The following is a 14198-nucleotide window of genomic DNA, read 5'->3' as shown; positions in this document are numbered from 1 at the left end:
TTGACGGAACGCGATGCGGGGGCGACCCATCGGGTCCGGCAAGCAGGCAAATGTTGAATATCGCTGTCGAAATAGTGAGGAATCCAAATGTTGAACGTCTCTTCCGTCCTGATCAGTCTTGCCCCGATGTGGGCCATCCTGCTGCTGGCTTCTTCGGCGGCCGCCTATTTCGTGTTCTGGCGCAAGGCCATCAAATAAACGCTGCGCGACAGCGTGCGCCCGGGGCGCACGCGTCACGCCCCGTTGCCGTCATTGCACCGCCGTCACCGGCACATTCGAAATCCGCATCAGCCGGCCCATCACGCTGCGCCGAAACACCGACATCAGCGCGTGCAGCGGATCGTGCCGCGGCGCGACCACCACGATCTCGTCGCAACCGGTTTCGGTCGCCACGGCCGCGATCGTGTCGGCCACCGGGCCGACCTTCACCTCGACGGTGTATTTGACGCCGGCCTCCTTCAGAATCCGCTCTGCCATCGCCAGATCGCCGGCCGCGAATTTTTCTTCGATCGCGCGCAACCGCGACAGCGGGTGATAGGCCTCGAGCCGCGTGGATTCGAGCGGCGCCTGCACGTTGATGAGCACGACCTCCGATGCGCAGCGCTCGCGATACAGGAATGTCGCGTGGCGAACCGCCTGAAGCGAGCGCGGCGAATGGCCGACCGGAACCAGCAGCTTGAGCATGAGCGATATCCAGGAAACGGGATGCTTCCAGCGTAGCGCGCGGCCGGGCCGGGCCGTCTAAAGAGATCGCGCGGCCGCGTAAAAATGTCGTTAACGGGCGCCGGCACATGACACGCCTATTAGAAATATAAGAAATTTAAATTTATGCGCATAAACGATTTCATCGGGCGTGGCGGCCGGAGCCGTTCGGCATGAGGCGCCCGGATTTAGTCGAATCCTCAATGAATCGCGACGGAAAATATCGGAGGTCGAGCATCCGGCGTCACGTAGAGTAGAGTATCGGCCGCGGCGCGGCCGCCTCCCGGCGGGCATGGGAGCGCGCGCCGTCGAGCGGCCCGCCATTCGATCCGATTCCAGGAGACCCCGCATGCCGCACGGCGCCCCGCAGTTTCTCGCCCCCGCTTCCATTTCCGTCGATCCGATCGTGCGCCTGTCGGCCGGTGAGCTCGCGGCGGCGATCCGCAGCAAGGCGGTTTCGTGCGTCGAGACAATGCGTGCGTATCTCGATCACATCGAGCGTGTGAACGGCGCGGTCAACGCGATCGTCGCGCTGCGCGAGCCTGATGCGCTGCTGGCCGAAGCCGCGGAAAAGGATGCGGCGCTGGCGCGCGGCGAGTACCGCGGCTGGCTGCACGGGATACCGCAGGCGCCGAAGGATCTGGCGATGACGAAGGGGCTGCGGACGACCTACGGCTCGCCGATCTTCTGCGAGAACGTGCCGCAGGCCGATTCCGTCGGCGTCGCGCGGATGCGCGCGGCCGGCGCGATCTTCATCGGCAAGACCAATACGCCGGAGTTCGGGCTCGGTTCGCACACGTTCAACGAGGTCTACGGCGCGACGCGCAACCCGTACGACCTGACGAAGAGCGCGGGCGGCAGCAGCGGCGGCACAGCGGCCGCGCTCGCGTCGCGGATGCTGCCGGTGGCGGACGGCAGCGATTTCGGCGGCTCGCTGCGCAATCCGGCCGCGTTCTGCAACGTCTACGGCTTCCGTCCGTCGCAGGGCCGCGTGCCGCGCTGGCCGGGCGTCGACGTGTTCATGCAGCAGCTCGGCATCGAAGGGCCGATGGGCCGCACCGTCGGCGACGTCGCGCAACTGCTCGCGATCCAGGCCGGCTACGACCGCAACGATCCGCTGTCGCTCGCGGAGGATCCGGCCGTGTTCGCGCAACCGCTCGACGCGGACCTGCGCGGCAAGCGCATCGCGTGGGTGGGCGACTGGAACGGCTATCTCGCGACGGAGGCCGGCGTGCTCGCGCAGTGCGAGCGCGGGCTGGCGACGCTGCGCGAGATCGGCTGCGACGTCGATGCCGCGCTGCCGGCGTTCGCGCCCGACCGGATCTGGCGCCTGTGGCTCACGCACCGGCACTTGCTGTCGGGCGGCGGGTTGCTCGCGCACTATCGCGACCCGGTGCGCCGCGCGCTGCTGAAGCCCGAGGCGATCTACGAGGTCGAAGGGCTGCTCGCGATGCAGGGCGCGGCCGTGTTCGACGCGAGCGTCGAACGCACCGCGTGGCATCAGGCGGTGCTGAGCTTCTTCGATCGTTACGACTTCATCGCGGCGCCGACCGCGCAGGTATTCCCGTTCGACGTCGAACAGCGCTGGCCGCAGGAGATCGCGGGGCGCGCGATGGACACGTACCACCGCTGGATGGAAACGGTCGTGCCGTGGACGCTCGCCGGCTGCCCGGTGATCAACGTGCCGGTCGGCTTCAACGACGCGGGATTGCCGATGGGGATGCAGCTGATCGGGCGTCCGCGTGCCGATCTCGCCGTGCTGCAGCTTGCGCACGGCTACGAGCAGGCGGCCGACTGGGTGGCGCGGCGCGTGCCGGCATGGATGGCGGCGTGATACCGCGGCCGGCGGGTGGCCGGTAGGCGGGTAGGCGGGTGACGAAACGGGCGGCGGCGAGCTGCCCGTTTCGTTTTGCATCGTTCGCTTGAAGCTCGCCGGCGCAGGCGGGAGCCGGCATTCATTGATGCAACCGGAGAAAGAATCGCAACGCGTGCACGGCATCGCGCGGCAAACGTACGCGAATCCGCGCGACGGGGCCCGTCGGTCGCCGAATTGCAAGCGGCGGCGCGGCGTGATTTCGTTTCGATGTGTTTCAGTCGTTGCGGCGGCGCGCGACGCGCTTCGACAATATTGCCTCGATCATTCGGGCACGAGGGAAACACATGAAGCACATTCGCGCGACGGGCCGGCATCTGGCCTCGGCAGGCATCGCGTTCGGCATCCTGGTGAGCGGCGCCGCCCACGCGCAGCTCGACCTGCAGTCGATCGGCGCGTCGCTGCTCGGCGGCGGGCAGCAGCAGGCGGCAGCGCCGGCGCAGGGCGGTGTCGCGCAGTTGCTGCAGGCCTATGTCGGCGCGAACCAGCAGGTGCTGAACGGCCAGTCGTCGCTCGCGTCGGCGATGGGGCTGACGGGGGCGGCCGGACAGGCGCAGCAGGCCGCGAGCCAGTTGTCCGGCGGCGACGCGCTGTCGCCGGCCGTGCTGTCGCAGATGGGTGGTGCGCAGCAATCGGTGTCGCAGGCGCTCGGCCAGGCGTTCGCGAGCGGCGGCGCCACGCACGGCCCGATCGACAAGCAGGCGTTCAGCAACGGCCTCGCCTCGCTCGGGCAGGGGCTCACGCAGTATTCGCAACTGCAGTCGGGGCTCGGCAATCTCGGCTCGACGAGCGCCGCGTCGCTGCTGCAATCGGGCCTGAATCCGCAGAACATGCAGGCCGCGTCGTATATCGCGCAAAGCGCGCCGAGCCAGTTGCAATCGCTCGCGGCGACGCTCAGCCAGGCCGTGCAGTTCGCGACGAGCCAGGGCATTTCGGTGCCGTCGGTTGCGTCGTCCGCACTGAAGCTGCTGCCGTAACGTCGCGCGGATGCGTGCGCGATGCGTCGCCGGCATCGCGCGCGCCGACCACGAACGATCGTCCCGCCCAACATGGGGATTTCGCGCGATGCTATCGTGGCGGGTCCCTCTTATCGGTGCCGGTTCATGACTGACTCGTTCGACCTCTCGCGCTATTTCTCCCGCATCGGCTACGACGGCCCGGCCGAGCCGACGCTCGACGTGCTGCGCCGGCTGCACCTGCTGCATCCGCAGGCGATTCCGTTCGAAAACCTCAATCCGCTGACCGGCGCGCGCGTCGCGCTCGACCTGCCCGCGATCGTCGACAAGTTGATCGAGCGCCGCCGCGGCGGCTACTGCTTCGAACTCAACAAGTTGTTCTACACCGCGCTCACGACGATCGGCTTTCGCGTGACGCCGCTGATCGCGCGCGTGCGCTGGATGCGGCCGCCCGAGATCGTCACCGCGCAGACGCACATGCTGCTGCGCATCGACCTCGACGGCGCGGTGTGGCTCGCGGACATCGGCTTCGGCAGCGCGACGCTGACCGCGCCGCTGCGCTTCGTGCCGGGCGAGCGGCAACTGACGCCGCACGGCGCGTTCCGCGTGATCGACGCACCGGTCGACGGCGAATTCGACATGCAGTTCGAAATTCCCGACGGCTGGCAGACGACTTACCGCTTCTCGCTGAAGCCGGCCGAATGGATCGATTACGAAGCCGCGAACTGGTTCACGTCGACGTATCCCGAATCGATCTTCGTGAACGACCTGATCGCGTGCCGCGTGCTGCCGGACGGCCGCGCGGCGCTGCTCAATACCGTGCTGACGCTGCGCGACGCGGCGGGGGCCGGGCGCACGATCGCGTTCGACAATGCAGCCGACTGGGCCGCGTGCCTGCGCGACACGATCGGCATCGATACGGCGGGATTCGATCTCGACGCGCTGTTCGCGCGGCTTGCGGCGCGCGCTGCGCGGTAACGCGACGCAGGGCATCCGACGGCGGCTCGGCACATGGGCCGCGATCATCCCGCCATCGTCCTCCGTTGACTTTTGCTAGATTGCTAGCATACTAGTACCCATGACCGACGAAGAAGTGAAGCAATTCAACGTGTACCTGCCGCTCGGCCTGATCCGGCAGGTCAAGCATCGCGCCATCGAGACGGAGCAATCGCTGTCCGCACTGGTGGCCGACGCGTTGCGCGCGTATCTGGCCGCGCCGCCGCCCGGCGCGGAGCCGTCCAACAAGGAGGAGTGACATGTCGTCCGAACGGATCGAAGCTGTGTACCTGACCACGCACAACTGGGGCAAGTCGGCGAAGTTCTTTCAGGCGCTGGGCTTCAGGCTGGAATTCGAAACCGATCACCAGTCGGGCCAGTTGCGCAGCGGCGACGGCCCGTTCCTGTTCATCGCCGAAGTGCCGCCGAGCGAAAAGCCCGACATGCAGGTCGTCATCAAGGTGGCCGACGAGCAGGCGGTGCAGCCGCAGCCGATCGTCGATGTCGTCACCCCGTTCGAGGACACGCACTGGGGCACGCGCGACATGACCGTGCGCGATCCGGACGGTCGCGTGTGGCGCCTGCAGGCGCCGGGCAAGCAGGGCGCATGAGGTCGACATGACGGATATCCGCGAAGACGACGCACCCGACAGCACGGCCGCGCGTGTCGCGCTGTGGCGCGCGCTGCACGTCGAACTCGACGCGCCGCCGCATGTGCTCGCCGACGAGATCGGTTTGCAATTGCTCGCGCCGGCACCCGGCTGGCAGCAGCGCGGCGACATGGATCCGCAGTTCACGCGGCCGTTTCGTGCGTCGATCGTCGCGCGAGCGCGCTTCATCGAGGACCTCGTGGCCGAGCAGGTCGCGCGCGGCGTGAGCCAGTACGTGATCCTCGGCGCGGGGCTCGACAGTTTCGTGCAGCGCCGGCCGGACATGGCGTCGTGCGTGACGGTATTCGAAGTCGACCAGCCGGCGCCGCAGCGCTGGAAGCAGCGCCGCCTCGTCGAACTCGGCTTCGGCGTGCCCGACTGGCTGCGCTTCGTACCGGTCGATTTCGAGGCGAAGCAGTCGTGGCGCGACGCGCTCGTCGGCGCGGGCTTCGATGCCGGCCAGCCAGCGGTCGTGGTGTCCACCGGCGTCAGCATGTACCTGACGCGCGAAGCGAATGCGGCCGCGCTGCGCGAAGTCGCATCGCTCGCGCCCGGTTCGACGTTCGCGATGACGTTCCTGTTGCCGCTGGACAATGCAGATCCGGACGTGCGCCCGGGGATGGAAATGGCCGCGAAGGGCGCGCACGCGAGCGGCACGCCGTTCATCAGCTTCTTCATGCCGGACCAGATCCAGGCGCTCGCCCTGGAGGCCGGCTTCGCGAAGGCGGAACACGTGTCGGCCGCCGAGCTGACGCGGCGTTATTTCGCCGACCGCACGGATGGCCTGCGGCCGCCGAACCGCGCGGAAGAATTGCTCGTCGCGACGGTCTGACCCGTCGCGCCCGTCGTTCCCGTCACGCGCGTTCGAGCACGGCCATTTCCCGCACGACCACGAGCAGCACCGCGAGGCTCGCGCCGCCTGACGCACGCAGATCCGCGAGCAGGTGCTCGTAACGCGCGAGCGCGGCCTCGCGGCGCGCGCGCCACGCACCGACGATCGTGTCCGGCGTGGTCGAGTCCGGCGATTCCGCGAGCGCGCTCGTCGCGAGCGTGCGCTTGAGCCGCGCGACTTCCGCGAGTGCGGCGGCGCGCGCGAGCATGTCCCAGTGCGTCGGTGTCGGCAGGGTCGCCGCGCGTTCGCCGATCCACCCGTAATTGAGCAGCGTGCCGAGCGAGAAATAGACGCCCGCGACGAGTTCGAGGCTGCGGTTGCAGGTCGCGGCCACTTCGGCGATGTCGAGCAGCGCGGCCGAGATGTCGCCGCTCGCGACGCGTACCGCGAGCGCGCTGTCGACGCCGGCATCCACGAGCACGCGCTGCCGCTCGGACAGCGCATCGAGATCGTCCGCCGGCAGCAGCGACGGCAGTTGCGGCGCGAGCCGCTGTGCGGCGTCGCGGCAGCGCGCGATCAGCTCGGCGACGCCGCCGTCGGCCACCGCGCCCGCTTGCAGGTGACGCAGGAACCACAGCGCCGCGCGCTCCAGCAGCCGCGCGACGTCGACGAACATGCGCGCCTGCACGTCGTCGGCGACGCGGTTGTCGAGCGCGTCGATGTCGCGCCACACCGCATCGAGGTCGAACACGTCGCGCGCCATGATGCATGCGCGCACGATGTCGCCGGGCTTCGCGTCGGTTTCCTCCATCAGCCGGTGCACGAATGCGCAGCCGACGCGGTTCACGAGCGCGTTGGTCAGGTGCGTCGCGAGAATCTCGCGGCGCAGCGGATGGCGGCGCATCGGCTCGCTGAAGCGCTGCTGCAGCGGCTTCGGGAAGTAGTCGACGAGCATCGCCGCTACCAGCGGATCCTCGGGCACGTCGGATTCGAGCAGCGCGTCGTAGAGCCACATCTTGCTGTACGCGAGCAGCACCGCGCGCTCCGGCGACGTGAGGCCGAGCTTCGCGGCCTGCCGCTCGGCGACTTCGTCGTCGGTCGGCAGGAATTCGATCACGCGGTTCAGGCGGCCCGCGCGTTCGAGCCAGCGCATCAGGCGCGCCTCGGCGTCGAGCAGCTCGACCGCATAGCGGCCCGCGATCGACAGCGCCTGCGTCTGGTAGTAGTTGTCGCGCAGCACGAGCAGCCCGACTTCGTCGGTCATCTCGGCGAGCAGCGCGTTGCGCTGCTTCTCGGTCATCTCGCCGTCGGACACGACGAGCCCGAGCAGGATCTTGATGTTGACTTCGTGATCCGAACAATCGACGCCGGCCGAGTTGTCGATCGCATCGGTGTTGATGCGGCCGCCGCGCTGCGCGAACTCGATGCGGCCGAACTGCGTGCAGCCGAGATTGCCGCCTTCGCCGACGACCTTGCAGCGCAGGTCCGCGCCGTTCACGCGCACCGTGTCGTTCGCGCGGTCGCCGACCTGCGCGTGGGTTTCGCGCGCGGCCTTCACGTAGGTGCCGATGCCGCCGTTGTACAGCAGGTCGACCGGCGCCTGCAGGATCGCGCGGATCAGCTCGGTCGGCGGCAGCGCGTGCGCGTCGATGCCGAGCGCGGCCTGTACCGCCGGCGACAGCGGGATCGTCTTCGCGGTGCGCGGATACACGCCGCCGCCCGGCGAAATCGCGGCCGCGTCGTAGTCGGCCCAGCTCGAGCGTTCGAGCGCGAACATGCGCTGGCGCTCCGCGAAGCTCGTCGCCGGGTCGGGGTTCGGGTCGAGGAAGATGTGCCGGTGATCGAACGCGGCGACGAGCCGGATATGCGGCGACAGCAGCATCCCGTTGCCGAACACGTCGCCCGACATGTCGCCGACGCCGACCACGGTGAAGTCGGTCGTCTGCGTGTCGATGCCCATCTCCCGGAAGTGCCGCTTCACCGATTCCCACGCGCCGCGCGCGGTGATCGCCATCTTCTTGTGGTCGTAGCCGACCGAGCCGCCGGACGCGAACGCATCGTCGAGCCAGAAGCCGTATTCGTGCGAGATCGCGTTCGCGTAGTCGGAGAAGGTGGCCGTGCCCTTGTCGGCGGCGACGACCAGGTACGGATCGTCGGGGTCGTGGCGCACGACGTCGGGCGGCGGCACGATCGCGTTGCCGGCGAGGTTGTCGGTGAGGTCGAGCAGCCCGCGCAGGAACGTCTGGTAGCACGCGATGCCTTCGCGCATCCAGGCTTCGCGATCGGTCTGCGGCGGCGGGTTCTTCACGACGAAGCCGCCTTTCGAGCCGACCGGCACGATCACGACGTTCTTTACCATCTGCGCCTTCATCAGCCCGAGCACCTCGGTGCGGAAATCCTCGCGGCGGTCCGACCAGCGCAGGCCGCCGCGCGCGACGCGTCCGCCGCGCAGGTGCACGCCCTCGACGCGCGGCGAATACACCCAGATCTCGAACATCGGCTTCGGTTCGGGCAGGCCGGGCACCTTCGCCGGGTTGAACTTGAACGACAGGTACGGCTTCGATTCGCCGTTCGCGTCGGCGAGGAAATAGTTCGTGCGCTCGGTGGCGTTGATCACGCCGAGGAACTGGCGCAGGATGCGGTCCTCGTCGAGGTTCGGCACCTGGTCGAGCGCGCCTTCGATCGCCTTCAGCAGCCGTTCGGCCTGCACGTCGCGCGTGTCGCCGATGCGCGGGTCGAAGCGCAGCAGGAACAGCTCGACGAGTTGCCGCGCGATCGCCGGATTGCCGGTCAGCGCGCGTTCGATATACGCGTCGCTGAAGGTCGAGCCGACCTGCCGCAGGTATTTCGCATACGCGCGCAGGATCGTCACTTCGCGTGCGCTCAGGTGCGCGCGCAGCACGAGACGGTTGAAGTCGTCGTTTTCGATCCGGCCGCTCCAGATCCGGTCGAACGCGTCCTCGAACAGGCCTTTCACGCGCTCGATGTCGAACTCGGTATCGTCGGCGAGCTCGAGGCCGAAATCGTGTACCCATGCATGCGCGGCGTCCTGCGTCTGGATCCGGTACGGCCGCTCCTCGTCGACGCGCACGCCGAGATGTTCGAGCATCGGCAGGCTGCGCGACAGCGCGATCGGGTCGCCCGCGCGATACACCTTGAAGCGGAACGCGCGCGGCTCGGCCTCGATCGGGCGGTACAGGTTCATCGCGAGCTGGCCCGAGTCCTTCACGCGCTCGATCAGCTCGATGTCGCGCACGGCCGTGCGCGCCGGGTAGTCGTCGCGATAGCCGGCGGGGAACGAATCGGCATAGCGCTGCAGCAGGCGGTTGCCTTGCTCTTCGCCGAATGTGTCGAGCAGCGCGTCGGCGAGATCGTCCTGCCACCGGCGCGTGACCTGCACGAGCCGCGTTTCGAGCTCGCGCGTGTCGACGTCGGGCATCGTGCCCGGTTCCGCATGCACGACGAAATGAATGCGCGCGAGCGCCGATTCCGACAGCAGCGGCGTGAACTCGACGTTCACGCCGTTGTACGCATCGACCAGCAGCTTCGCGATGCGGCGGCGCAGATCGGTGTTGTACTTGTCGCGCGGCACGAACACGAGACACGACACGAAGCGGTCGAAGCGGTCGCGGCGCACGAACAGTCGCGTGCGCTGGTGTTCCTGCAGGCGCAGGATGCCGAGCGCGATGTCGTAGAGCCGGTCTTCGTCGGCCTGGAACAGTTCGTCGCGCGGATAGGTTTCGAGCACCGTCACGAGCGATTTGCCGAGATGCCCCTTCGGCAGGAAGCCCGCACGTCGCACGATGTTCGCGCACTTGCGGCGCACGATCGGGATCTCGGTGAACGAACCGAAATAGGCGGTCGACGTGTAGAGGCCGATGAAGCGGCGCTCGCCGGTGACCTTGCCGTCCGCACCGACGAGCTTCACGCCGACGTAGTCGAGGTAGCCGGGCCGGTGCACGGTCGCGCGCGAATTCGCCTTGGTCAGGAAGATCGGCCAGGGGCCGGTGATGATCTCGGCGGCGGCCGGCGGCAGCGGCGTCACGTCGGGCGCGCCGGACGTGCGCAACGATTCGCGCAGGATGCCGAAGCCCGAGCCCTCGATGCCGCGCAGGCCGAAACCCGTGCCGTCCGATATAAGCGCGTAGTCGCGCTGGCCGAGGAACGTGAAGTGATCGGCGGCCATCCATTCGAGGAACGCGCGTGCCTCGATGTCCTCCGCGGTCGATTCGCGCGCCTTCATCTCCTTGATCGTCGCGCGGGCGATGTCGACGATCTTCGGCCAGTCTTCCACCGACGCGCGCACGTCGCCGAGCACGCGCGCGATGTCCTCGCGCAGCGTGTCGAGCAACGCGGCGTCGCCGCAGCGGTCGACTTCGAAATGGATGAACGACGCGAGTTGCGACTGGCCGTCGCCGGACGTCGCGCCGCCCGCGTCGACCCGCTCGATACCGCCGCCGGCGCCGCGCCAGATGCGGAACACCGGATGCAGCGCCGAATGCAGCGCGAGCCCGAGACGGTTGATGGCCATCGTCACCGAGTCGACGAGGAACGGCATGTCGTCGTTGACGATCTCGATCACCGTGTGGTCGGAATGCCAGCCGTGCTGCTCGAGGATCGGGTTGTACACGCGCAGGCGTTCGCTGCCGGGCACGAATTTCTGGGCGGTCTGCCAGTGCGCCATCGCGGCGCCGTACAGGTCGGCGATGCCGCGACTCTGCAGATCGTCCGCATCGACGAAATCGTAGTAATGACGCAGGAAGGGTTCGACGATCCGGAACGTGGCGTCGGGCAGGCGAGCGCGCGCGAATTCGACGACATCGGAGAGCAGGTGTGCGACGACTTCCTCGTTCTTCGCTTCCATGGCGGTCTCCTCGTCGGGTGGCCATCGGCTGCTGCGTCTGCCCCGCATTATGCGCCGATTGCGTGACGAAGCGATGTGCGGGCGCACAACGACGGCGGGCGAAGGCGCCCGCGTGCGCCGCCTGTCGCGGGGTAGGGTTAGGGTGCGGCACCGGGCAGACGACGCCGAAGCGACGCCGCCCGTGTCGCTCAACCCTCATCGCTCCACAGCTTCCCGGCCGTCGCCCAGTTCTCCTTTTTCACGTCGGTGAGAATGATATCGACCGAGCCCGGCGCGCAGCCGAGCGTCTCGCACGTGACGCGCGTGATTGCTTCGACGAATGCGCGCTTTTGCTCGACGGTGCGGCCTTCGAACAGCTGGATATTGAAAGTCGGCATGACACATGCTCCGGTTGGGATTGAACGATTGAAGACGAGCGATTCGGCACGGTGCGGATGCGGCGTCAGTCGCGATACGACGGATCGATCCGGTCGAGCCGGCGCAGCAGCGCCGGCCATTCCAGTTCACCCTCGATCGCGCCGCCGTCGCGCGGTTGTTCGGCGGTGCGCTCGGCGATGGCCGGTTCCGGCAGCACGAGCCGCCCGCCGCCTGCTTGCGCGCGCAACTGGATGTCGCACGCCTTGATCAGCGTATCCATCAGCACGTACGCTTCGGCGACGGTCCGGCCGACCGTCAGCGTGCCGTGATTGCGCAGCAGCATCGCGGATTTCGCGCCGAGGCTCGCGGTCAGCCGCGCGCCTTCGTCCGGCGAGAACGCGAGCGCCTCGTAGTCGTGGTACGCGAGATCGCCATGAAAGCGCAGCGCGTGCTGCGACGCCGGCAACAGCCCTTCGCGCTGGATCGACACGGCGATGCCGGCCGTATTGTGCAGGTGCATCACGCAGACGGCGTCCGCGCGCGCGGCGTGCACGGCCGCATGCAGCGCGAAGCCGGTCACGTTGACCGCGTGCTCGCCGTCGCCGATCCGGTTGCCGGCCAGATCGATCTTCACGAGGTTCGATGCGCGGACCTCGTCGAAGGTCAGGCCGAACGGGTTGATCAGGAAGTGGCCCGGCTCGCCCGGCACGGTCGCGGACAGATGCGTGTAGATCAGATCGTCCCAGCCGTTCAGCGCGACGAGCCGGTACGCGGCGGCGAGGTCGACGCGCAGCTTGCGTTCGGCGTCCGAGATCGGGCCGCCGGGCTTCACGGCATCAGGACGGTGTGCGAATGACATCGGGTTCTCCGAGGGTGAGGCGGCGCGCGACGGCTACGGTCACCCATGACGCGAGCGCGAACGGGGCCGTGAACGCGGTAATGCCTGCGCGCATCGCGAGCCACTGGATCAGCGCGGCGAGGGCGGCGGCCGCGAGCGCCGCACGCGGCCCGCGCGACATCAGCGCGAGCGCGGCGAGCGCGCCATTGAAGCCGAGCAGGCCATCGGCGAACGATGCGTCGCTCGCGCCGAGCGCGACGAGCAGCACGGTCGACGCGATCGCACCGCCGAGTGCGAACGCGGCCGCGCGGCGCGATGCGACGGCGAGACCGGCGACGACCAGCGCGCCGGCCCAGGCGCCTTGCGCGAAGGTGGTCTGAGCGACGCCCGACAGCAGCGCGTCGGTTGCGGAAGCGAGCGTCGGCACGGGATCGGCGCTCGCGCCGTCCGCATGCTGCGACGCGACAAACGGCAGCCACAGCGCGGTGACGGCCAGGCACGGGCTCGAATACGGGCACTGGCGCCAGCGGGCGAGCGGCGCCCGCATCGCGCGTTGCACGAGCGCCGCGCCGATCGCGACCAGCGGCACCAGCGCGATGGCGGCGAGTTGACCGGGCGCGAACAGGACGGCGATCAGCGCGGCCAGCGCACCGTTGAAGCCGTGCAGCCCCTGTTCGACGTCGCGGCGCTCGGCGCCCGTCAGCACGGCCGTCATGCTCGCGGCGGCCGAGCCGACCAGCGCCGCGCATGCGAGCCGCAGGTCGGTCAGCGCCAGCGCGGCCAGGAGCAGCGCGCCGGTGAGCGCATGCGCCTGGAGCACGATCTGCCCGACGCCGCGCAGCAGGATGCGCAGGTCGATCGACGGCGAGGCGGGGAGGGCGGTAGGCATGATGGCGGCGGAGCAGGACAAGCCGCGAGCATAGGGCACGTTTCAATGCACCGGAATAGGGAATTCTGGATAGTCAGGATTTGTGGCGGATGCGCTGATGTGGGGCATGGTCGGTGTGTATTCGGCGCGGGTGTAGTCGACTTTGCCGAGCGGCTCGGCGCCCTGGTCATGTTGACCACGACGACCCAACGTTGGACGAAATCGCGTATCGCTCCGAGAGCCCGACCAGGCTGTGATCTCAAGGCGATATGGTTGCGGTTCGACCACGCTCGCCGGACGCGGACCGAAGCTCGATAGCGAGGTCTGCTCTCGCGAATGCGCTGTTGTAGAACCGTGCGGCAAGGGGACTCTGGGTCTCGACTCGCCCACGAAGCCCGCCACGTTCAGCCATTCGTTCTCGCACCGGGCATTGAATGCGTATAATACGTACAATACGTATTACTCGTCCCGGAGACGCCATGGTCACCATTACCGCAACTGAACTGGCCCGCCATACTCGCCAGATCCTCGATCAGGTCGCCCAACGCCGTGAGACGATCGTGGTCGAACGCAACCAGACCGTGATCGCGCGGCTGGTCCCGGCCGAGCCCGTTATGGACGCCGCACAAGCGCTCGAAGGCCTGCCTGCAAGTTTCGACGCCGAGGACGCAGCCCGTTGGCTGCGAGATAGTCGCAGCGGCTTCGAAGACGGAGTTCGTGATCCGTGGGCATGATCATCGACAGTTGCGTGTGGGTGGGGCTGGCCGGCGGCACGATCGAATCGCGTGCCGTGATCGACACGGCGGGCGATGCGCCTGTGTTCATCTCGACGATTTCGTTGGGCGAACTGGCATTCGGCGTGCAGGCTTGCGCGGACGCTGCCAAACGCGCGCGGCGCGCCGCCCATTTGCGCCAACTTGAGCGCCGACCTGTGCTTGAAGTCACGCGCCACACTGCGGCCGCTTTCGGGGTGCTGGCTGCTGCTGTCAAGCAGGCGGGCCGCTCGCCGCGGCCGCGCTACAACGATCTGTGGATTGCAGCGCAGGCGATTGAGCACGGCTATGCGCTGATGACGCTGAACGTCGCGGATTTCGCTGATTTGCCAGGGCTAACCGTGCGCGTGCCACATGCTTGAACGTGAACGAGTGGCGAGCGTGAATCTGGACTGAACCTTGGACGGTGCGCCAGCCACCGGGTGGACCGCGTTCGCCGTTCGAGGATGAGCGCGGAGCGGCGCGAGTCGTGGAAGCTATCCGATCGGC

Annotated in this window: 13 protein-coding genes; 8 read left to right on the top strand and 5 right to left on the bottom strand. The window is 68.1% G+C overall.

What is annotated here, in order from left to right; translation table 11 throughout:
- Nucleotides 1-249 precede the first annotated feature (249 nt).
- Nucleotides 250-684, bottom strand: a complete 435-nt coding sequence (locus tag CFB52_RS23735) for a universal stress protein (protein WP_059584901.1) — start codon at nucleotides 682-684, stop codon at nucleotides 250-252.
- Between the two features lie 367 nt (nucleotides 685-1051).
- On the opposite strand from CFB52_RS23735, the gene CFB52_RS23730 reads away from it, so the two are divergent.
- From CFB52_RS23730 to CFB52_RS23705, 6 genes are all read left to right on the top strand, one after another.
- Nucleotides 1052-2536: an amidase gene (locus CFB52_RS23730; protein WP_099317595.1), complete on the top strand. Its 1485-nt coding sequence runs from the start codon at nucleotides 1052-1054 to the stop codon at nucleotides 2534-2536.
- Between the two features lie 326 nt (nucleotides 2537-2862).
- Entirely contained in the window at nucleotides 2863-3552 is a 690-nt protein-coding gene (locus CFB52_RS23725) for a hypothetical protein (protein ID WP_099317594.1), read from the top strand.
- A gap of 126 nt (nucleotides 3553-3678) precedes the next feature.
- Nucleotides 3679-4509: an arylamine N-acetyltransferase gene (locus CFB52_RS23720; protein ID WP_059584904.1), complete on the top strand. Its 831-nt coding sequence runs from the start codon at nucleotides 3679-3681 to the stop codon at nucleotides 4507-4509.
- A gap of 100 nt (nucleotides 4510-4609) precedes the next feature.
- A complete protein-coding gene (locus tag CFB52_RS23715) occupies nucleotides 4610-4786 on the top strand; it encodes a ribbon-helix-helix protein, CopG family (RefSeq protein WP_059639659.1) in 177 nt (58 codons plus the stop codon).
- A gap of 1 nt (nucleotide 4787) precedes the next feature.
- Entirely contained in the window at nucleotides 4788-5138 is a 351-nt protein-coding gene (locus tag CFB52_RS23710; protein WP_059584906.1) for a glyoxalase/bleomycin resistance/extradiol dioxygenase family protein, read from the top strand.
- Nucleotides 5139-5145: 7 nt separating this feature from the next.
- On the top strand, nucleotides 5146-6009 hold the full coding sequence (locus CFB52_RS23705) for a class I SAM-dependent methyltransferase (protein WP_099317593.1): 864 nt from the start codon (nucleotides 5146-5148) through the stop codon (nucleotides 6007-6009).
- A 22-nt stretch (nucleotides 6010-6031) separates the two neighbouring features.
- Here CFB52_RS23705 and CFB52_RS23700 read toward each other — a convergent pair whose 3' ends face one another.
- The 4 genes from CFB52_RS23700 to CFB52_RS23685 all read right to left on the bottom strand — a co-directional run bounded on the left by CFB52_RS23700 (nucleotide 6032) and on the right by CFB52_RS23685 (nucleotide 12957).
- Nucleotides 6032-10873, bottom strand: a complete 4842-nt coding sequence (locus CFB52_RS23700) for an NAD-glutamate dehydrogenase (RefSeq protein WP_099317592.1) — start codon at nucleotides 10871-10873, stop codon at nucleotides 6032-6034.
- A gap of 188 nt (nucleotides 10874-11061) precedes the next feature.
- Nucleotides 11062-11250 (bottom strand): 4-oxalocrotonate tautomerase, encoded by a 189-nt coding sequence (locus CFB52_RS35430; RefSeq protein ID WP_011547447.1) that lies wholly within the window; start codon nucleotides 11248-11250, stop codon nucleotides 11062-11064.
- Between the two features lie 65 nt (nucleotides 11251-11315).
- Nucleotides 11316-12089: a class II aldolase/adducin family protein gene (locus tag CFB52_RS23690; protein WP_099317591.1), complete on the bottom strand. Its 774-nt coding sequence runs from the start codon at nucleotides 12087-12089 to the stop codon at nucleotides 11316-11318.
- Entirely contained in the window at nucleotides 12067-12957 is an 891-nt protein-coding gene (locus CFB52_RS23685; RefSeq protein ID WP_099317590.1) for an urea transporter, read from the bottom strand. Before CFB52_RS23685 ends, CFB52_RS23690 begins: the two co-directional genes overlap by 23 nt.
- Before the next feature lie 458 nt (nucleotides 12958-13415).
- Between CFB52_RS23685 and CFB52_RS23680 the strand changes: the two genes are divergently transcribed.
- Both CFB52_RS23680 and CFB52_RS23675 read left to right on the top strand, forming a co-directional pair.
- Nucleotides 13416-13670, top strand: coding sequence for a type II toxin-antitoxin system Phd/YefM family antitoxin (locus CFB52_RS23680; RefSeq protein WP_059584911.1), 255 nt, complete (start codon nucleotides 13416-13418; stop codon nucleotides 13668-13670).
- Nucleotides 13661-14071, top strand: coding sequence for a type II toxin-antitoxin system VapC family toxin (locus CFB52_RS23675; protein ID WP_060009289.1), 411 nt, complete (start codon nucleotides 13661-13663; stop codon nucleotides 14069-14071). The genes CFB52_RS23680 and CFB52_RS23675 overlap by 10 nt, the downstream gene beginning before the upstream one ends.
- Nucleotides 14072-14198: the final 127 nt, after the last annotated feature.

Source organism: Burkholderia sp. AU18528 (assembly GCF_002223215.2).
Lineage (GTDB): Bacteria > Pseudomonadota > Gammaproteobacteria > Burkholderiales > Burkholderiaceae > Burkholderia > Burkholderia semiarida.
The sequence above is the reverse complement of the archived record's forward strand: the minus strand, read 5'-3'. Positions and strand labels throughout refer to the sequence as shown.